Origin of the sequence: Streptomyces soli (assembly GCF_003999195.1) — a bacterium.
Taxonomy (GTDB): Bacteria; Actinomycetota; Actinomycetes; order Streptomycetales; family Streptomycetaceae; genus Actinacidiphila; species Actinacidiphila soli.
Genome location: NZ_RJVR01000325.1, coordinates 17,904 through 36,630, shown reverse-complemented (window position 1 = coordinate 36,630; position 18,727 = coordinate 17,904). Strand labels below are relative to the sequence as shown.

At 70.1% G+C, this 18,727-nt stretch carries 18 protein-coding genes; 12 read left to right on the top strand and 6 right to left on the bottom strand.

Annotated features, from left to right (window positions below; translation table 11 throughout):
* Together EFK10_RS38295 and EFK10_RS38290 are read right to left on the bottom strand one after the other, a co-directional pair.
* Positions 1-1,222: helicase-related protein (locus EFK10_RS38295; protein WP_265737591.1), on the bottom strand; the 1,222-nt coding region annotated here is incomplete at its 3' end.
* The gene (locus EFK10_RS38290) at positions 1,219-2,070 is read right to left on the bottom strand and encodes a class I SAM-dependent methyltransferase (RefSeq protein ID WP_127360265.1); all 852 of its coding nucleotides are present in this window, start codon (positions 2,068-2,070) and stop codon (positions 1,219-1,221) included. The genes EFK10_RS38295 and EFK10_RS38290, both read right to left, overlap by 4 nt.
* A 306-nt stretch (positions 2,071-2,376) precedes the next feature.
* Between EFK10_RS38290 and rpsA the strand changes: the two genes are divergently transcribed.
* From rpsA to EFK10_RS38265, 5 genes are all read left to right on the top strand, one after another.
* On the top strand, positions 2,377-3,867 hold the full coding sequence (rpsA, locus tag EFK10_RS38285) for a 30S ribosomal protein S1 (protein ID WP_127360264.1): 1,491 nt from the start codon (positions 2,377-2,379) through the stop codon (positions 3,865-3,867).
* A gap of 287 nt (positions 3,868-4,154) precedes the next feature.
* The gene (locus EFK10_RS38280) at positions 4,155-5,678 is read left to right on the top strand and encodes a flavin monoamine oxidase family protein (RefSeq protein ID WP_206305752.1); all 1,524 of its coding nucleotides are present in this window, start codon (positions 4,155-4,157) and stop codon (positions 5,676-5,678) included.
* Positions 5,679-5,775: 97 nt separating this feature from the next.
* Positions 5,776-6,711, top strand: a complete 936-nt coding sequence (locus tag EFK10_RS38275; RefSeq protein WP_127360262.1) for a PAC2 family protein — start codon at positions 5,776-5,778, stop codon at positions 6,709-6,711.
* Positions 6,708-7,295, top strand: coding sequence for a dephospho-CoA kinase (coaE, locus tag EFK10_RS38270; protein ID WP_127360261.1), 588 nt, complete (start codon positions 6,708-6,710; stop codon positions 7,293-7,295). Before EFK10_RS38275 ends, coaE begins: the two co-directional genes overlap by 4 nt.
* Positions 7,296-7,441: 146 nt before the next feature.
* Entirely contained in the window at positions 7,442-7,810 is a 369-nt protein-coding gene (locus EFK10_RS38265) for a tetratricopeptide repeat protein (RefSeq protein ID WP_127360260.1), read from the top strand.
* Here EFK10_RS38265 and EFK10_RS38260 read toward each other — a convergent pair.
* Positions 7,780-8,574, bottom strand: a complete 795-nt coding sequence (locus EFK10_RS38260; protein WP_127360259.1) for an N-formylglutamate amidohydrolase — start codon at positions 8,572-8,574, stop codon at positions 7,780-7,782. The genes EFK10_RS38265 and EFK10_RS38260 overlap by 31 nt on opposite strands.
* A gap of 61 nt (positions 8,575-8,635) precedes the next feature.
* Between EFK10_RS38260 and EFK10_RS38255 the strand changes: the two genes are divergently transcribed.
* A complete protein-coding gene (locus tag EFK10_RS38255) occupies positions 8,636-9,094 on the top strand; it encodes a cupin domain-containing protein (protein WP_127360258.1) in 459 nt (152 codons plus the stop codon).
* Between the two features lie 30 nt (positions 9,095-9,124).
* Here the strand turns inward: EFK10_RS38255 and EFK10_RS38250 are convergent, their stop codons facing one another.
* Positions 9,125-9,676, bottom strand: a complete 552-nt coding sequence (locus EFK10_RS38250; protein ID WP_407647232.1) for a methylated-DNA--[protein]-cysteine S-methyltransferase — start codon at positions 9,674-9,676, stop codon at positions 9,125-9,127.
* Positions 9,677-9,800: 124 nt separating this feature from the next.
* Here EFK10_RS38250 and EFK10_RS38245 point away from each other — a divergent pair, with 124 nt between their 5' ends.
* The 6 genes from EFK10_RS38245 to EFK10_RS38220 all read left to right on the top strand — a co-directional run bounded on the left by EFK10_RS38245 (position 9,801) and on the right by EFK10_RS38220 (position 16,259).
* Positions 9,801-10,745, top strand: a complete 945-nt coding sequence (locus tag EFK10_RS38245; RefSeq protein ID WP_127360257.1) for a hypothetical protein — start codon at positions 9,801-9,803, stop codon at positions 10,743-10,745.
* Positions 10,746-11,258: 513 nt separating this feature from the next.
* Entirely contained in the window at positions 11,259-12,281 is a 1,023-nt protein-coding gene (locus EFK10_RS38240; protein ID WP_164836316.1) for an ABC transporter substrate-binding protein, read from the top strand.
* 5 nt (positions 12,282-12,286) lie between these two features.
* Positions 12,287-14,113 (top strand): ABC transporter permease, encoded by a 1,827-nt coding sequence (locus EFK10_RS38235; protein ID WP_127360255.1) that lies wholly within the window; start codon positions 12,287-12,289, stop codon positions 14,111-14,113.
* The gene (locus tag EFK10_RS38230) at positions 14,110-15,270 is read left to right on the top strand and encodes an ABC transporter ATP-binding protein (RefSeq protein WP_127360254.1); all 1,161 of its coding nucleotides are present in this window, start codon (positions 14,110-14,112) and stop codon (positions 15,268-15,270) included. Before EFK10_RS38235 ends, EFK10_RS38230 begins: the two co-directional genes overlap by 4 nt.
* A 15-nt stretch (positions 15,271-15,285) precedes the next feature.
* Complete coding sequence (locus EFK10_RS38225) at positions 15,286-16,059, top strand: COG4280 domain-containing protein (RefSeq protein WP_127360253.1); 774 nt, start codon at positions 15,286-15,288, stop codon at positions 16,057-16,059.
* Complete coding sequence (locus EFK10_RS38220) at positions 16,056-16,259, top strand: hypothetical protein (protein ID WP_206305750.1); 204 nt, start codon at positions 16,056-16,058, stop codon at positions 16,257-16,259. The genes EFK10_RS38225 and EFK10_RS38220 overlap by 4 nt, the downstream gene beginning before the upstream one ends.
* A 91-nt stretch (positions 16,260-16,350) precedes the next feature.
* Here the strand turns inward: EFK10_RS38220 and EFK10_RS38215 are convergent, their stop codons facing one another.
* Positions 16,351-16,941, bottom strand: coding sequence for a Chromate resistance protein ChrB (locus tag EFK10_RS38215; RefSeq protein ID WP_206305749.1), 591 nt, complete (start codon positions 16,939-16,941; stop codon positions 16,351-16,353).
* 713 nt (positions 16,942-17,654) lie between these two features.
* Positions 17,655-18,629 (bottom strand): chitinase, encoded by a 975-nt coding sequence (locus EFK10_RS38210; RefSeq protein WP_240677724.1) that lies wholly within the window; start codon positions 18,627-18,629, stop codon positions 17,655-17,657.
* Positions 18,630-18,727 lie beyond the last annotated feature (98 nt).

Sequence of the window (18,727 nt, the reverse complement as noted above, 5' to 3'; positions counted from 1 at the left end):
GCGGGGCGTCCAGCAGGGCGAGGCCGACGGCGTCCGGGTCACCCCAGCAGGCGGCCTGCAGGGCGAACGGGGCCAGGTCGGCCACCGCGATCTCCGGGGCCGGCCAGCGCGCCCGCGTACCGTCCTCCGCCTCCGGCCAGCAGCGGAAGGCGGCACCCGGGCCCTCACGCCCGGCCCGGCCCGTCCGCTGCGTCGCCGTCGCCAGCGACGCCCGTACCGTCGTCAGCGAACCGAGCCCCCGCGCATGGTCGACGCGCGGCTCCCTCGCCAGCCCGGAGTCCACCACGATCCGCACCCCGGGCACCGTCAGGCTCGACTCCGCCACCGACGTCGACAGGATCACCCTGCGCCGGGCCGAGGCACCGGCCAGCACCGCGTCCTGGACCGCCGCCGGAGCCTGCCCGTGCAGCTGGAGCACCTCCGCACCCGACGGGTCGGCCAGCATCCCTGCCACCCGCGCGATCTCGCCGATCCCCGGCAGAAAGCACAGCACATCGCCCTCGGGCACCTCCGCGAGCGCCCGCCGCACCACCGCCGTCACATGCTCCAGCAGCGCCGGATCGACCCGCATCCCGTGCGGCGGCCGCACCCCGCGCGGCGGCGGCACATACCTCACGTCCACCGGATGCATCCGCCCCTGCGCGGCCACCACCGGCGCGTCGCCCAGCAGCCTCGACCACGCCTCGGCATCCGTCGTCGCCGAGGCCGCCACCAGCCGCAGGTCGGGGCGCAGCGCCGCCCGCACGTCCAGCAGAAAGGCCATCGCGGTGTCCGCGTCCAGGTGCCGCTCATGGCACTCGTCGAGCAGGACGACATCGACCCGCCCCCTACCGGCGAAGCCAGGGGGAGCACCCCCAGCCAACTCCTGGTCCCGCTGCAGCCGCTGCAACAGCACGCCCGTGGTCACCACCTCGACCACCGTCCGCGACGACACCTTCCGCTCCCCGCGCACGGTGTACCCGACCCGGCCGCCCACCTCCTCGCCGAGCAGCCACGCCATCCGCCGCGCCGCCGCCCGCGCCGCCATCCGCCGCGGCTCGGCGACGACGACCCTCCGCGCGGAACCGTCGTCGAGCAGCCCCGCCAGCGCCAGCGGCACCAGCGTCGTCTTCCCCGTCCCCGGCGGCGCGGCGAGCACGGCGCACCCATGCCCGTCCAGCGCCGCGAGCAGCGCCGGGACGGCCGTACGTACGGGCAGGTCGAGCCCTTCGGTACGGATCACCCGGCGACGCAGACGAAGATCGCCGTACCCGGCAGCAGCCGGCCGCGCAGCGGGGACCAGCCGCCCCACTCCTGCTGGTTCCAGACCGGCCACTCCGGCTCGACCAGGTCCACCAGCCGGAAGCCCGCGCCGGCGATCTCCCGGACCCGGTCGCCCAGGGTGCGGTGGTGCTCGACGTAGACCGCGCGCCCCTGCTCGTCCTGCTCCACGTACGGCGTGCGGTCGAAGTAGGAGGACGCCGCCGTCAGCCCGTCGGGCCCCGGCTCGTCCGGGAACGCCCACCGCACCGGATGCGTCACCGAGAAGACCCACCGCCCGCCGGGCCGCAGCACCCGTCGCACCTCGTGCATCACCCGAGCGGTGTCGGCGACGAAGGGCAGCGCCCCGTACGCCGAGCACGCCAGGTCGAACCTGCCGTCCGCGAACGGCAGCGCGGTCGCGTCGCCCTGCACCAGAGGGAAGTCGGCGCCGATCCGCCTGCCGTGCTGCAACTGCCGATAAGAGAGGTCAAGGGCGACCGGCCGCGCGCCCTGAGCGGCGAGCCACCGCGAGCACTGAGCGGCGCCGGCGCCGATCTCCAGCACCGACAGGCCCTTCAGGGCCTCCGTCGGACCGAGGAGCCGGACATCCTCCTCGTCCAGCCCCTCGGGGCCCCACACGAAGCGGTCGTCGCCGAGGAAGTCACCGTGCTCGACCTGGTACTCGTCGGCGTTGCCGTCCCACCAGCCGCGATTGGCGCGGATGCTCTCCGTGTTGCCCGCGGTACGCCGCGTCGCCTCGGGCTCGTCGGTTTCTTCGGGTCCTTCGGGTTCTTCTTCCGGCACTTCTGCCCCAGGTGCTTGGATCATCGCGCTTGTCGTCGTACCCTCTGTGATGACCTGTGGCTGCGGGATTCTGCCGCAGCATGAAGATGTGCAGTGCCCGGTATGGGGTGTTATGCCCCCGGTGTGCTCTTCGCGCATTGACCGTGCCCGGCTGCCCCCGTATGCTACAAGTTGCGCTGCGAGCCTGCGCACCTCAGACGGAGCAGGCTGCGCTCGAATCTGTTGGTAAACCTCTCGGCCTTGCGGCTGTCCGGAATCGGCAGAAGCGATAACGGGCTCCCGGCGTAGCAGTACCTACGACTTACTGTCCGTACCGGAGCCCCTTTCCTTATGACGAGCAGCACCGAGGCCCCTCGTACCACCCCGCAGGTGGCGGTCAACGACATCGGTAACGAGGAAGCCTTCCTCGCCGCGATCGACGAGACGATCAAGTACTTCAACGACGGCGACATCGTCGACGGCGTCATCGTGAAGGTCGACCGGGACGAGGTCCTGCTCGACATCGGTTACAAGACCGAAGGCGTCATCCCCTCCCGCGAGCTCTCCATCAAGCACGACGTCGACCCCAACGAGGTCGTCGCCGTGGGCGATGAGATCGAGGCTCTTGTCCTCCAGAAGGAGGACAAGGAAGGCCGTCTCATCCTGTCCAAGAAGCGGGCTCAGTACGAGCGCGCCTGGGGCACGATCGAGAAGATCAAGGAAGAGGACGGCATCGTCACCGGTACCGTCATCGAGGTCGTCAAGGGTGGCCTCATCCTCGACATCGGCCTGCGCGGCTTCCTCCCTGCCTCCCTCGTGGAGATGCGCCGCGTCCGCGACCTCCAGCCCTACGTGGGCAAGGAGCTCGAGGCCAAGATCATCGAGCTGGACAAGAACCGCAACAACGTGGTCCTGTCCCGCCGTGCCTGGCTGGAGCAGACCCAGAGCGAGGTCCGCCAGACCTTCCTCACCACCCTGCAGAAGGGCCAGGTGCGCTCCGGCGTCGTCTCCTCGATCGTCAACTTCGGTGCCTTCGTGGACCTGGGCGGCGTCGACGGTCTCGTCCACGTCTCCGAGCTGTCCTGGAAGCACATCGACCACCCGTCCGAGGTTGTCGAGGTCGGCCAGGAAGTCACCGTCGAGGTTCTCGACGTCGACATGGACCGCGAGCGTGTCTCCCTGTCGCTGAAGGCGACCCAGGAAGACCCGTGGCAGCAGTTCGCCCGGACCCACCAGATCGGCCAGGTCGTCCCGGGTAAGGTCACCAAGCTCGTTCCGTTCGGTGCGTTCGTCCGCGTCGACGAGGGCATCGAGGGTCTGGTCCACATCTCCGAGCTGGCCGAGCGCCACGTGGAGATCCCGGAGCAGGTCGTCCAGGTCAACGACGAGATCTTCGTCAAGGTCATCGACATCGACCTCGAGCGCCGCCGCATCAGCCTCTCGCTGAAGCAGGCCAACGAGTCCTTCGGTGCCGACCCGGCCTCGGTCGAGTTCGACCCGACGCTGTACGGCATGGCCGCGTCGTACGACGACCAGGGCAACTACATCTACCCCGAGGGCTTCGACCCCGAGACCAACGACTGGCTCGAGGGCTTCGAGACCCAGCGCGAGGCCTGGGAGGGCCAGTACGCCGAGGCGCAGACCCGCTTCGAGCAGCACCAGGCGCAGGTCATCAAGTCCCGCGAGGCCGACGAGCAGGCAGCTGCCGAGACGGGCGCCCCGGCGCCTGCCGCGGCCGGTGGCGGCTCGTACTCCTCGGAGTCGGACGACACGTCCGGCGCGCTGGCTTCGGACGAGGCGCTCGCCGCGCTTCGCGAGAAGCTGGCCGGCGGCCAGAGCTGACGCCAGCCGCTAGGCAGTAGCCGACGAGAGGCCCGCACCCACGAGGGTGCGGGCCTCTCGCGTATGTCCGTGCCTCCCATGCGGGGTCCGGGGTGAAGCCCCGAGAAAGTCGCCGGTGGCACCCATCGAAACGTGCGCGATACACCTGCCCCTGACGGTTCGTAACATCCCACTGCCAGAGTCCCCTGCGCCACGAGCGAAAGGGGAGTTCATTCATGTCACGGATGTCTCAGTTCAACCGTCGCGATTTCCTACGCACCGTCGGCGCCACCTCCGGCGCCGGCGCCATGTTCGCCACCATGGGCGCGCTGGGCCTGGCGCCCACCGCCCAAGCCGCCACCAGGGACGCCACATACATCGCGCCGACGAAGGGCGACTTCACGCTCACCGGGAAGGCCGCGGCCAGTATCGTCATCCTCGGCGGCGGCATCGCCGGGCTGACAGCCGCGTACGAGCTGGGCAAAGCCGGCTACGACTGTACGGTCCTGGAGGCCAAGGGCCGGGCGGGCGGCCGCAACTTCACGGTCCGGGGCGGGGACACCACCGTCGACCTCAACGGCTACCGACAGACCGCGAAGTTCAGCGACGGCCATTACATGAACGCAGGGCCCGCCCGCATCCCGCAGTGGATGGTCACCCTCGACTACTGCCGTGAACTCGGCGTGCCCATCGAGGTGTTCACCAACGTCAACGCCGACGCGTACCTCTACAACGAGTCCGCCGGCATGACCGAGCCCATGCGCTACCGCACCGCCAAGGCCGACATGTACGGCTACGTATCCGAGCTGCTCGCCAAGGCGACGGACAAGGGTGCCCTGGACAAGGAGCTGACCAGCGACGACAAGGAAGCCCTCACCGAGTTCCTCAAGGACTTCGGCGACTTGGGCGACACCCTCGACTACACCGACAGCGAGCGCCGCGGCTACTCCGTCGTCCCGGCCGCCGCCGGCACCCCGGGCGTCCGCTACGGCGACGTGCCGACCGCCTCCCAGATCTTCGCGACCGGCGTCGGCCGCTACTTCTCCTTCGAGTTCGGATACGACCAGGCCATGCTGATGTTCCAGCCGGTCGGCGGCATGGACCAGATCCCCAAGGCGCTGGTCAAGGCGATCGGCGGCCACAAGGTCCGTACGGGCTGCGCCGTCACCAAGGTCACCGACAAGGCGGACGGCGTCACGATCACGTACACCCAGGACGGTCGTACCAAGACCATCGACGCCGACTACTGCATCGGCGCCATGCCGCCGAACCTCCTCGCCAAGATCCCGCACAACCTCGGCTCCGGCGTACAGACCGCACTGGAGGCGATCACCCCGCAGTCGGCGGGGAAGATCGGCCTGGAGTACCGGTCGCGCTGGTGGGAGCTGGACCACAACATCTACGGCGGCATCACCGAGACCGACCAGGACGTCGTCCACATCTGGCATCCTTCGTACGGCTTCCACGGCGAACGCGGCGTCGTGATCGGCTACTACAACTACGACGACGACGCCGACTCGTACGCCAAGCTCACTCCCAAGGAGCGCGAGACCCGCGCGATAGCGACGGGCGTGAAGATCTACGGCGACAAGTACCGCACCGAGCTGGCCTCGTCCTTCTCCCAGCACTGGCGGCAGTTCCCCTACCAGGAGGCCGCCTGGCACGACACGCCCGGCGGCCCGGACGATGTGCGGTACAAGTCCCTCAACGAGGGTTCCGGGCACGTGTACTTCGCGGGCGACTGGCTCAGCTACACCGATGCCTGGCAGCATGGCGCCTTCACATCGGCCCGTAAGGCGGTGACCGCGCTGCACAAGCGCGTTCTGGCTTGATCAATCGCGGGAATGCGCGGGCCCCGCCGATCGTTCCAGATGTCGAGCGAGGGCCCGCGCACGATCGCGGCGGGCCTGAGAAAAGAGAGGGTGTGCGGTGCTGGATCCGCAAGGGCTGTACGAGTTCGTACCTGGCGGGGCCGAGGCTGTCGACGCGGTCTTCGGGGACGCCGGACCCGTGCTGCTGTACCACCTGGACGGCTACATCGACGCCGGTGAGACCGGCTCCCAGATCGTCGAGCAACTGCTCGACCGCCAGGAGCACGAGATCGTCGCCCGCTTCGACGCCGACCGGCTGGTCGACTACCGCGCCCGCCGCCCCCTGATGACCTTCGAGCGCGACCACTGGTCCTCGTACGAGGACCCGGACATCACGCTCTACCTGGTGCAGGACAGCACCGGCGCGCCCTTCCTGCTGCTCGGCGGCCATGAGCCGGACGTGGAGTGGGAGCGCTTCGCCGCCGGGGTCCGCCAGATCGTCGAGCGGTTGGGCGTCCGGCTCGCCATCAACTTCCACGGCATCCCCATGGGCGTCCCCCACACCCGCCCCGTCGGCCTCACCCCGCACGGCAACCGGCTCGACCTCGTCCCCGGGCACCGCTCGTGGTTCGATGAGGCGCAGGTCCCGGGCAGCGCCGAGTCGCTGATCGAGCTCCGCCTCGCCGAGTCCGGGCGGGACGTCCTCGGCGTCGCCGCGCACGTCCCGCACTACCTGGCCCGCTCGGCCTACCCCGACTCGGCCCTGGCAGTCCTGGAGGCACTCACCGCCGCCACGGGCCTGGTGCTTCCGGAGGTCGCGCACGCGTTGCGTACCGAGGCCCACACCGTGCGGCTGGAGATCGACCGGCAGGTCGAGGAGGGCGACGCCGAACTCGTCTCCGTCGTCCGGGGCCTGGAGAACCAGTACGACGCCCTCGCCGGCTCCACGAGCCGCGAGAATCTGATCGCCGAGCCGGTGGACCTGCCGTCGGCGGACGACCTGGCGGCCGAGTTCGAGCGCTTCCTCGCCGATCGCGAGGACGACGGCGCATGACCCGAGCCGGTCTGACCGGAGGCATCGGCTCCGGCAAGAGCACGGTCTCCGCGCTGCTCTCTTCGTACGGCGCCGTCATCATCGACTCCGACCGCATCGCCAGGGAGGTCGTCGAACCCGGCACGAAGGGCCTTGCGGCCGTCGTCGCCGAATTCGGCACCGGCATCCTCCTACCCGACGGCACCCTCGACCGCCCCGCGCTCGGCTCCATTGTCTTCGCCGACCCCGACCGTCTCCGCGCCCTCAACTCCATCGTCCACCCCCTCGTCCGCGACCGCTCCGCCCACCTCGAAGCCGCCGCCGGTCCCGACACCCTCGTCATCCACGACGTCCCCCTCCTCGCCGAGAACGGCCTCGCCCCGCTCTACGACTCCGTCATCGTCGTCGACGCCTCCCCCGAGAACCAGCTCGACCGCCTCGTCCGCCTCCGCGGCATGTCCGAGGACGAAGCCCGCGCCCGCATGGCCGCCCAGGCCTCGCGGGAGGACCGCCTCGCCATCGCCGACTTCGTCATCGACAACGACGGACCGCGGGACGCGCTCGAACCCCAGGTCCGCAAGATCTGGGAGGCCCTGCGCGGCTGAATTCAGCCCGTCCGGCGTTTGAGGACTGGGGGGACCCCCACCCAGACGAAGGTCTGGGGGAGAGAACAACCCTCCGGCGGACCCCCGGGAATGGGGATGGCGGGGCATATGTTGGGGTAGTTCTCACCTCCGGGAAGGAGATGGTCGTGCCCGAACAGTCACCCGAGACGCATGTCATCGACTACCGCGCCGCCGAGCAGCTGCTGGCCGCCCGCGACCCCCGCGGAGCGGTGAAGCTGCTGGACTCGGTGATCGCGGCGCATCCGGAGAACACGGCGGCACGGCTGTTGCGGGCCCGGGCGTTCTTCCTGGCGGCGCAGCTGCGCCCGGCGGAGCTGGAGTTCCAGGTGGTGCTGGAGCGGGAGCCGGACAACGCGTTCGCGCACTTCGCCCTGGGCCGGACCCTGGAACGGGCCGGCCGCTCGGACGAGGCTTTGCGGCACTTCCGGCTGGCGGCGGCGCTGGACCCGCAGCCGGACTACATTCAGGCGGCGCGCTTCCGGATGCCGGACTGATCGACGAGGTCCGCCAGGGCCCGTACGAGCCGGTCGATGCCCGCCGGTCCGTCCACGTCTCGGCGGATCTCGATCATCAGCGCGGACACCTCCCGCACAGCCCCGTAGTGCCGCAGCGGCACATACGCCCCCGCGAACGGCGAGTCGAGCCCGACCGTGTCGCAGCCCGCGAAGGCCTCCCGCGCGGCGTCGAGCAGCCACCCCGGGGTGTGGAAGGGGTCGGTGCCCAGGCAGACCGCCGGCCGGGGGCCGTCGGCGTGCAGCTCGTACGGAAGCGGGGCGGCGGGGTAGGAGTGGACGTCGATGACGACCGCCCGCCCCACCGCGTCGAGGCGGTCCTGGACGCAGCCCGTCATGGCGGCGGCGTACGGCCTGAAGTAGGCGTCGAGCAGGGCCTGTTCCGCCGCAGGGTCGTCCTCGCGCAGCCGTAGTCCGTCGGAGGTGCGGGTGTAGACCGCGCCCATGCCGACCCCCCGCATCTCCTCCCGCTCGTCGGGGAACCGCTCGGGGTCGATCACCAGCCGGGACAGCTCGTTGGCGAACCGCCAGGGCGGGATGGCCGCTTGGGCGGCGGCCCGCTCGGCGATGACCGTGGTGTGGGCGTCGGTCATGTGGTCGAGTTCGGTCGCCAGCGCGTCGTCGTCCAGCAGAATGCCGGTCCTGACGGCCGGTGGAATCGCCCGTGAGCCGTGCGGTACATGGAGGATCACGGGTGAGCCGGCCGAGCCGGCCGTGATCGTGTAGGGCGTGTCGTCCACTGTCATGCGTCCTCCTCCCCCAGTAGCGTGGCGCCGCCATCGTACGGGCGTCAGGAGAGGGGCCGGCATGGTCATGGGGCGGATTCGCAAGGCGTGCGTTGTCGCTGCGGGCGTGGTCGCACTGGCGGTGGTGCCCTCGGCGGCGCTGGCCACGCCGGGCAGCGGGGTGACCGCCACGATCCTGGCCAAGGGCACGTCCGAGGACGGCCTGAAGATCAGGACGAAGGGCCGGACGGATGTCGTGGTCCGTACGATCACCATCCAGCCAGGCGGCACCACCGGCTGGCACTACCACCTGGGCAAACTGATCGCCGTCGTCCAGTCCGGGACGCTGACGCGCACCATGGCCGACTGCTCCGTCGAGACCTCGACCGCCGGCCAGTCCTTCGTCGAGCCGGACGGCGCGCGCCATGTCCACGTCGGCCGCAATCTCGGCACGGTGCCGGTCATCCTCTACGTCACGTACATCCTCCCGGAGGGCGCGCCGCTCTCGGTGGACGCCCCTGACCCCGGCTGCGGCACCTGACCGCACTGACCGCACGCACCTTACGAACCGTCAGAACAGCGGCTCGGGCAGCACGCCCTCCAGCGCCAGCAGCCGCCGCTTGATCTCCAGCCCGCCCCCGAAGCCGCCTATGCCACCGCTGCTCTCGACCACCCGATGGCAGGGCACCACGACGGGCAGCGGGTTGGCACCCATGGCGACACCGACCGCCCGCGCGGCGCCCGGCTCACCGACGCGGTCGGCGAGGTCCTGGTAGCCGACGACCGAGCCGTACGGCACACCGGTGGCGAGCTCGCGCTGCACCCGGCGGTTGAAGCCGGTGGTGAGGGACCAGTCCAGGTCGAGGGTGAACTCCCGCAGCGAGCCGGCGAAGTACGCCTCGACCTGGCGTATCGCCTCGGCGAGGTGCGCACGGGCCGGGGCCTGCGAGGTCGCACCCAGGCGGCGGCCGAGGCGGTCGAGGGCGGCGGCCGCCCTGGGCTCGTCGGCGTGGAAGACGACCTGGACCAGGCCCTGCTCCGAGGCGGCGAGCATGAGCGGCCCGATCGGTGTGTCCAGCACCGTCCAGGCCACCACGGGCGAATCGGTCTCCAAGTACGTCACGCCAGAAGCCTATGCGGCGGCACTGACAACGCGGCCCCCGTCGCGCCACCCGTCAGGGTGGTGATTCTCGACAGGTCTGTCACAGCGGGTAGTTGATGCGCCACGCTGGGGGACGGTGACCGGCATGAAGCGAATCGACTACATCCCCGCCCTGCGCCGACTCGCCCGCGAGCAGGACCGGGTGGTCACCATGGCGCAGCTGGCGGCGATCGGGGTCCCGCAGTCCTTCGTACGGGAGCGGATCCGGCCCGGTGGGCGGTGGCAGCGGCCGCTGCCGAGGGTGGTGGTGCTGCACCCGGGGGTGCTGAGCGTTGCCCAGCGCTGCCGGGCGGCGCTGGGCTTCGCGGGGCATCCGGAGGCGGAGGCGATGGTCACGGGCACCGCAGGCCTGGCGCTGCACCGGATCGAGGCGGCGCCGCTGCCGTCCGGGGTGCCGGTGGTGGACGTCCTGGTGCCCGACGGGCGCAGGATCAGGACGCACACCTGGGTGCGGGTGCACCACGCGCGCCGGCTGCCGTCCGCCGTGACGGTCGACGGGGTGCCGGTGGCGCCCCTGGTGCGGGCGGCGGCCGACGGCGTACGGGAGTCGTGCGACCCGGAGTGGGCCGGGGACGTACTGCGGGAGCTGGTGGCCTTCGCCGGGGTGCGGCCGGACGTGCTGGCCGCCGAGCTGGGCGATGCGGCGCTGGCCCGCAAGCCGGCCGTCGGCAGGCTCCTCGCCGAGCTGGACACCGGGATCAGGTCGGCCGTCGGTCTGGCCCGCACCCTGGTCATACGGACCGGCCTTCGCCAGCCGCTGTGGCGCCCGCAGTTGCGGCTCGACGGCTCCTTCCTGGCCTCGCCCGACGCCTACTGGGCGCGCGACGGCGTCGCCCTGGACCTCGGCCCGGCGGCCGGTTCCGGGCGCGGCCGGCTGGAGACGTTGGGGCTGCGGGTGGTGCGGATCGCGCCGACCGCCCTGGCCAGGCACCCGGGCGAGGTCGCGGCGGCGGTGCGGGCGGCACTGGCCGCAGGCCCGTACGGCCCCCTTGAGCGGATCACCGTGCTGCCGGGGAGCCCGGGAGGGTGACGAAGGCCACGGCTGGGTGACGGCGCCATGAACGCACCTTCCCAGCCTTCTGGTGGCGGTCCTCGTTGTCGGCATCGGCGTCTTCACCGTCGGATACCGGGGCCGCACCGTCCCCCCTCGTCGCCGGGGGCGTCGTCACCCGAAGACGAGATCGCCGAAGCCTTCGCACGGCTGGGCGCCGATGTCGCGGCGGACCCCATGACGGGTCCGCTGGAGGAGGACTTGGATCTGCTGGTACTGGCGAGCGCATGATTTCCCAGTGCGTTTGCCCAGGCCAGGCCGTATAAGTCAGCACCGTGAGAACCCTCGGTGCGGATTCCGGGGGCTGCTGGCATGTGCAGGGCGACTTCAGCCATTGCTCACTCGCTGTTCGACTTGACGCCATCGATTCCCTCGCGCTCGGTAACGTTCGTCACCAACTCTTCCTAACGACCGTTACATCTGTGGGCTTAACATGGTTAGGGAAGAGGCGAAATGTTGGCAGGGATTCGATCAAAGGGACAGGTGGTTCTGGTGACCGCAGCCGTGATGGGAGTTGCTGTCGGCTGCGGTTCCTCGACGGCGACCACGGCTGCCGCGAGCGGCGGATCCAAGCCGACGCTCGTCGTGTACTCGGCGCAGGGTTACGACCAGGCGGTCGTCGACGCGTTCCAGAAGTCCACGGGCATTCCGACCAAGCTTGTCGACGACAGCACGGGCCCCCTGCTGGCGAAGGTCGCGGCCGAGAAGTCCAACCCGCAGTGGGGCGTGCTGTGGACCGATGGCGACGAGGGGTTCGCCGCCCTTGACCAGCAGGGACAGCTGCTCAAGGGCTACGAGCCGAGCGTCAAGTTCAACGCTGCCGGCCAGGCCGCTGTGCCCAAGGATCAGAGCTACATCCCGACCGGCGTCACGATGGCCGGCACCGTCGTCTACGACTCCTCCAAGACCCCGACCCCGCCCACCTCTTGGCAGGACCTGCTGACGCCGGCCTGGAAGGGCAAGGTCGGCATGAACAACCCCGCCGTCTCCGGCCCCACCTTCCCGTTCGTGGCCGGCATGATGAACCTGCTCGGCGGTGAGGCCCAGGGCAAGGACTTCTACGGCAAGCTGAAGGCCAACGGCCTGCACGTCTTCCCGACCAACGGCGACACCCTGCACGCGATGTCGACCGGCCAGATCCAGGTCGGCCTCATCCAGAGCTCCGCCGGCCTCGGCGCGGCCCAGACGGTGAAAAACCCCAACATCAAGACCGCCTTCCTGAAGGGCGTCAGCCTGCTCCCGGGCGTCATCGGCATCGACGGCAGGGCGCCCGCCGCGGTGCAGTCCGAGGCGAAGAAGTTCGCGGAGTTCGTCCTCAGCCCGGCCGGGCAGAAGGCCATGCTGAACGGTGCCCCCGGCAGTGACTCGCTGTACTGGCCGGTCGTGCAGGGCGTCTCGCCGCTGCCGGCGATGCCTTCGCTCAACTCGGTCCAGTACCAGACGGTCGACCCGTACGTCTGGGGTCCCAAGGAGGCCGAGATCAACTCCTGGTTCACCGCGAACATCGCGAAGTAACCGAGATGACGACGAACAGGTTGGCCCCGTCCCCGGTCACCGACCGGGGACGGGCGGCGCTGGCTCCGCCTTCCGGTGAGCGGCCCGGTGACCGCCGAGCGGTCGCGGGGCTGCGCTGGACCGGCCGGGCCGTGCGGCTGCTGGGTGGTCCGCTCGCCGCCGTCGCGGTCGGACTGGTCCTGCTGGCCCCCGTGGCAGGCTTTCTACTGGTCGCGATCAGCCCCCGGATGTTCGGGCAGGGTTCGGCGTGGTTCAGCGTGGCCGCCTTCCGCTCCGCGCTCACCGGAAGCACGCTTCAGGCGTTGCTCAACACCGCCCTCACCGGCGTGGGCGCCGCGGTGCTGGCCGCAGCGATCGGCACCGGGCTGGCCCTGCTGCTGGGTCGTACGAAGGTGTTCGGGGGCGGCCTTTGGCGGCTGGGGATCTGGGCCCTGCTGCTCGCCCCCTCGTACCTCGAAGCCCTCGGCTGGACCCGACTGGTGGAACCGGACGGCGTACTGGTCCAGCTCTTCGGCGTCGACGCCGGCTGGTTGCGAAGCCTCGTCATGGGGCCGGTCGGGGTCATCTGGGTGCTGGGCAGCCGCGGTGTACCGTTCGCGTTCCTTGCCGTCTCCGGTGTCGTCGCCGGGCTGGGGCGGGACTTCGAGGACGCGGCCCGGGTGCACGGTGCCGGGCTCTGGTCCCGGTTGCGGATCACTGTCGGCATGCTGGCCCCGGGACTGTGGGCGGCTCTGGCGATCGTCTTCGCCGAGGCGATCAGCGACTACGGCGTCGCGGCGACGCTGGGAGCAGACGCCCGCTTCCCCCTCGCCACTTTCTCCCTCGCCGCCTCGGTGACCAACTTCCCCGCCGACTACCCCACAGCCGCGGCTGTCGGCTGGCTGCTGATGCTGCTGGTCGTCCTCGCGATGCTGGCGCAGCGCGCGGCGACCCGGGGCCGCTCCTACGCCGTGCTGTCCGGACGCACGCGCCCGGTCAGCCAGGCGCCGCTGCGCGGCTGGCGCTCCGCGGCCGCCCAGGGGGGGCTCGGCGTCTTCTTCCTGCTCGCCCTCGGCGTGCCGACGCTGGGCGTGGTCTCCGCGTCCATGCTGGGCCAGTTCGGTGCGCTCGGCGCGCACAACTTCACTTTTGACAACTACCGGCAGGTCTTCCATCAGTCGGCCCTGCTGGCGCCCGTCATGCTTTCCCTGCGGCTGGCGGTCATCACCGCGACGGTGGCTCTGGTCGGAGGCGTGCTGGTCGCCCGGTTCCTCGCCCGCAGCGGCGGCAAGGGACGCGGCAAGGCGGCCGGCCTGCTCGACCTCCTGATGCTCGGCGCCGTGGCCCTGCCCTCGATCGTGCTGGGCGCCGGCTACATCTTCACGTACAACCTGCCGCTGATGAACACTCTCGGCATTCACATCTACGGCACGCTGACGCTGCTCACCATCGGCCTGCTCGCCGGTGCGCTGCCCGCCGCGTCGCGGCTGCTCGTCGGCTCGTTCTCGCAGTTGCAGGACTCCATGCTGGCTGCCGCCAGGGTGCATGGCGCGGGGACGGTTCGGGCCTGGAGCACGACGGTACTGCCGCTGGTCTCCCGCGGGTTGCTGTGGACGTGGCTGCTGACCTTCGCGGACCGCTTCCTGGAGCTGCCCCTCGCTTCGATGCTCTACCCGCCGGGCCAGGCACCGCTGTCGGTGGGGGTGACGAAGCTGATCGTGAACTACGACTTCGGGGTGGGCACCGCCTCCCTGGTGGTCGCCTGCGCCGGAATCCTCCTTGTCATAGGCCTCGCACTGGCACTCTTCCGCCTCCTCGCCCCCGCGGGCTGGCACCGATTGGAGCAACGGTGAAACCAGCGAAAGCCTCGAATGAGGTCCATGCCACCCGCCTGGAGATCGACGGGGTGACCAAGCGGTACGGCGCCACCACGGTTCTCGAAGACGTCTCGCTCACCGCCGAGGCCGGCGAATTCCATGTCCTGCTCGGACCGTCCGGTTCCGGCAAGAGCACGCTGCTGCGAGTGATCGCCGGCATCGAACGGGTGGACGAGGGCCAGGTGCTGCTCGGTGGCGAGCTCGTCGCCGACCGCCGTGTGTGCGTACCGCCGGAGCAGCGTGGTCTGGGCATGGTGTTCCAGGACTACGCACTGTGGCCGCACCTGACCGTCGCGGACAACGTCGCGTACGCGCTGCGGCGGCAGGGAGTCGGACGGCGGGAGGTGGCCGACCGGGTCGGCGGTCTCCTCGACCGGGTCGGGCTGGGCGACTACGCGCAGCGCTTTCCGGGCGAGCTGTCCGGTGGCGAGCAGCAGCGAGTGGCGCTGGCCCGGGCCCTTGTGGGGCGCCCGCGGCTGCTGCTGTTCGACGAGCCGCTGTCCAACCTGGACGCAGATCTGAAGGAGCGGCTGCGGGTCGAGATAGCCACGCTCACCCGCGAGACCGGCGCCACCGCCGTCTACATCACCCACGACCAGTCGGAGGCCTTCGCGCTGGCTGACCGGATCGGGGTGTTGCGCGACGGCCGGCTGGTCCAGCACGGAACGCCCGAGACCATCTACAACGAGCCCAACTCGCCCTTCGTCGCGCGCTTCACCGGACTGTCGGGCGAGCTGTCCGCGCAGGTCGAGAAGGTTCGTGACGACGGCGGCGTTCAGGTGCGCACCCTGGACCGCTCCCTGGTGGCGCAGGCCCCGACCGGCCTCGCCGAGGGTACCGAGGTGGACGTGCTGATCAGGCCTGCCGCCTTGAAGCTGGGTGACGCGGATCCGGCCGAGGACTCGCACACGCTCAGCGGCGTGGTCCGGGACACCGCGTACCGGGGACGTGGCTACGACCACGTCGTGGAACTGCCCGGAGGCACCCTGCTGTGCGGTGTCTTCGACCAGCGGCCGTGGCAGCGCGATCGATCGGTGGCCCTGGAGGTCACGTCGAGCGGCTGTTTCGCCTACCCGTGTGCGGACCGCGAGCCGGCTGCCACTGCCGGAGCGGGGCGCAACGATGCAAGATAATCACTGGAGGTATGTATGAGCGGGACGGTACTGGTCCTCGCTGTATTTCTGGCCTGTGCGGTGGAAGCCGTCGAGGCACTCACCATCGTGCTCGCCGCGGGTGTCACTCGTGGCTGGCGCTCGCCGATGATCGGTGTCGTCGCCGCGCTGCTGACACTGGCGGTTGTGGTGGCCGCACTCGGGCCGGCGATCAGCCGGATCCCGATCGGCGCCATGCAACTGGTGATCGGCGGCCTGCTGCTGGTCTTCGGCCTGCAGTGGCTGCGCAAGGCCATTCTCCGGGCTTCCGGATACAAGGCGCTGCACGACGAGGACAAGATCTACCAGCAGCAGGTCGCGGCCGCCAAGGCCGCGGGGACCGAGAGCCGGGCCTTCGTCACCGACTGGTACGGCTTCACATTGGCGTACAAGGGCGTGTTCCTTGAAGGCCTGGAAGTGGCGTTCATCGTCGTCACCTTCGGGTCCGTCCAGGGGCAGATCCCGGAGGCCTCGCTCGGAGCGATCGCGGCGGTCGTGCTGGTGGTCGTCGTTGGCCTGCTGATCAAGGCCCCGCTGGCCAAGGTCCCCGAGAACACCATGAAGTTCGTGGTGGGAATCCTGTTGAGTTCCTTCGGCATCTTCTGGGGAGCCGAAGGTGCCGGGGCGCACTGGCCGGGAGCCGACGTCTCTCTGCTCGTCATCATCCCGGCCGTCCTCGTCGTCTCGCTGGCCTACGTCGCGCTGCTGCGTAACCAACAGCGGCGCACGGTGTCGGCGGTCCGCCCGGAACAGTCTGGAGTGACCTCGTGAACCCGATCATGCGATTCCTGCACTTCTGGTACGACTTCGTGGTCGGCGACGACTGGACCGTGGCGGTCGGCGTGGTGATCGCGCTCGTCGTCACGGCGCTGTTCGCCGGCGCGGGCATCGCGGCTTGGTGGCTGCTCCCGCTCGCCGTGGTGCTGCTGCTCGGCCTGTCGCTGCGGAAGGCGAGCCGTTCGGGCGCGTAGCACGAACCGGCCGGCTGGGGCGGGAGAAAGATCCCGCCCCAGCCGGCTCGTGCATTGCGGGCCGGTCGCCCACCGCTGACCGGGGCTGCCGTCAGCTGGTCTCGCCCTCTTCCAGGTAGACGCGGGCGGCATAGTCCTCCAAGACCTGCTCGCAGCGTTCCAGGGCTGCCACCGTCTCGGCACGGCCGGAAGCGGACAGAACGTCCCGGGTCCTGACCTTCTCGAACCAGTTCTTCAACTTGGTCAGGTCCTCGTCGTTCTCCTCCAGCTCGGCGTACGTGAAGTGCTCGGCCACGTACTCCTTGTCCACTTGGGCGAGGAAGTCCTGGCAGCGGTCGACGATCTCCTCGTACTCGTCGTTGCGGGCCTTGTTGAAGGCTGCGACGACATCGGCCTCTCCGGCCAGCACGTCCGTGGCGAGCAGGTGGGCCGTGCCGTCCATGTCGATGATCTCCTTGCGCAGCACCCGCATGGCCCTCTCGGAGGCGACTGTGCGCGGGAGAGCGGCTACCGAATTCTGCAGGTAGATCGCGCCGAGTCCCTTGATGCGCCGCCACACCGCTGCCCGCAAGCGGGTCGGTTCTGTCGGCACCCGATAGATGAGCACAAGCCAGCGGCGTCCGCTGCCGGCTGCCGCGTCTTCCTCGGGTTGATCCCCCTGCGCCCGAGCCGTCGATGCCACCGGTCCGCCTCCTGCCTGAACTGATCCCTGCCCTCACCTTACGGTGGGCGTCGGCGCGCGGCGCAGGGGCTACGGGGTCTGGATGAGTCTGCTGTCGGGGCCTTGGACGCCCTCGTGCGGATGAACGATGAGCCATCCGTCGTCGTCGCGCCGCAGGACAGGCGTGTTGTGCACCAGTTCCGGCGGGTGCTCGGCGCCGGGGCGGGGCCTGGTAGAAGGCCTGGAGCACTTCCCAACAATTCGGACCAGCTGTCAAAGGCGCCCGACAGCAAACAGATCTGGCCCCGCTCCTCGTCCCACTCTTCCATGTGGAGGCTTCGAGGGTCTGGAGGCCGCGCGAATAGGCGGGGGGCGTCGCGTGCCGATGGCTCTCGCCTGGCGGCGTTGTCGTCGGTCGCCGCAGTCCCCCAGCTAGACGCTGGGAGGGGCCCCCACCGCTGCGTCTCCCTCTCCCCCAGCCCTGGCGGCTGGTGGGGGTCCTCCCCCTGGCTTCGCCGGTGGGGGTACCCCCGGCGAAGCCAGGGGGAGCACCCCCACCGGACGGAGTCTGGGGGAGAGTGCCCCCACCGCCTTGCCAGACTCGGCCCTCGACCCGCTCCTTCCTTCACCCCACCTATCTGCGCGGCCTCTTACTCTTCCTGGCCGGGCTCGTGATAGCCCTCGACCCGCCCGGCGCCATGCAGGCAACGCAGACCGCGGAGGGGGACGGGGGCTCAGCGAGACGCATCGGCCGCGCTCGCGAGCGCGTTGGTGAAGTCCAGCGACGAGGTGTCGCGGCCCGCGGACCACATGGACAGCCGGCCGAGGTGTTTGTCCGCCGCGAAGGCGGCGAGCTGCGTGGCGTCGGAGACCGTGAAGTTCTCGGTGGTGATGTCGTTGACGCCGATCATCGGTGTCACGGCGAGGGTCTGCCACGCGGCGGAGTCGGCCACGCCGAGGATGCTCCGCAGTTGCGCGTGGGCGGCGGTGGCCGCCTTGACGGCGTAGTCGCCCATGTCGCCGGTGTAGGTGGATCCGTAGTCCATCGCCATGATGTTGACGCTCCCGATCGTCACGCCGTCGCGCTCGGCATTCGTCAGGAACGAGGCGGCGTCGCCGGTGAGGCCCTCCTCGGGCATGGCGGGCAGGGTGAAGGAGACCTCCAGGGGGTGGCCCTTGGCCGTCGCCGTCTTCTGGAGTTGGCGGATCGCCTTGGCCCGGCGGGAGTTGGCGGCGGTGTCCGTCAGGGCGGTGCCCTCGATGTCGAAGTCGACCCGGGTGAGGTCGTAGCGGTCGATGACCTGGGCGTAGGCGTCGGCCAGCGCGCTGACGCCGGCGCATTTCAGGGCCAGTTCGCTGCCGTCGGCCCCGCCGAAGGACACGGTGACGTCGCCGCCGGCCGACCGCAGTTTCGCGATCCGGGTGGCCAGTTCGGAGTTGGCGAGGGCGTCGGTGCCGTCCCATCGGGGGGTGCAGCCGTCGCCGGAGACGACGAAGCCGAGTGTGAAGTCGTCGACGCCGGTCCTGCCGGCCGTCGCGGCCATGTCGTAGACGGAGGAGGCCGCTACGGCGACGTACGGGGCGAAGGTGACCTGCTTCGCGGCGCCGGGCGAGCCGTTCGACGACGTACGCGAAGTGCCGCTCCATACCAGCAGGGCGGCGCCCGCCAGTACGATGGCGGCGGCGATTGCGCCGATCAGCTTTTTCATACCGGAGACACTACCAACCCGCTCCGTGAGGATCCTCATAACAATTCAAAAATCCCTCATTAAAAACCTCGTGAAAGAATTTGAGAATTTACCAAGGA

Coding starts and splice junctions, on each gene's coding strand:
- EFK10_RS38245 (WP_127360257.1), top strand. CDS start 9,801: ATGAAGCGAATCGACTACATCCCCGCCCTGCGCCGACTCGCCCGCGAG.
- EFK10_RS38225 (WP_127360253.1), top strand. CDS start 15,286: ATGAGCGGGACGGTACTGGTCCTCGCTGTATTTCTGGCCTGTGCGGTG.
- EFK10_RS38210 (WP_240677724.1), bottom strand. CDS start 18,629: ATGAAAAAGCTGATCGGCGCAATCGCCGCCGCCATCGTACTGGCGGGC.
- rpsA (WP_127360264.1), top strand. CDS start 2,377: ATGACGAGCAGCACCGAGGCCCCTCGTACCACCCCGCAGGTGGCGGTC.
- EFK10_RS38235 (WP_127360255.1), top strand. CDS start 12,287: ATGACGACGAACAGGTTGGCCCCGTCCCCGGTCACCGACCGGGGACGG.
- EFK10_RS38260 (WP_127360259.1), bottom strand. CDS start 8,574: ATGACAGTGGACGACACGCCCTACACGATCACGGCCGGCTCGGCCGGC.
- EFK10_RS38255 (WP_127360258.1), top strand. CDS start 8,636: ATGGTCATGGGGCGGATTCGCAAGGCGTGCGTTGTCGCTGCGGGCGTG.
- EFK10_RS38280 (WP_206305752.1), top strand. CDS start 4,155: ATGTTCGCCACCATGGGCGCGCTGGGCCTGGCGCCCACCGCCCAAGCC.
- coaE (WP_127360261.1), top strand. CDS start 6,708: ATGACCCGAGCCGGTCTGACCGGAGGCATCGGCTCCGGCAAGAGCACG.
- EFK10_RS38290 (WP_127360265.1), bottom strand. CDS start 2,070: ATGATCCAAGCACCTGGGGCAGAAGTGCCGGAAGAAGAACCCGAAGGA.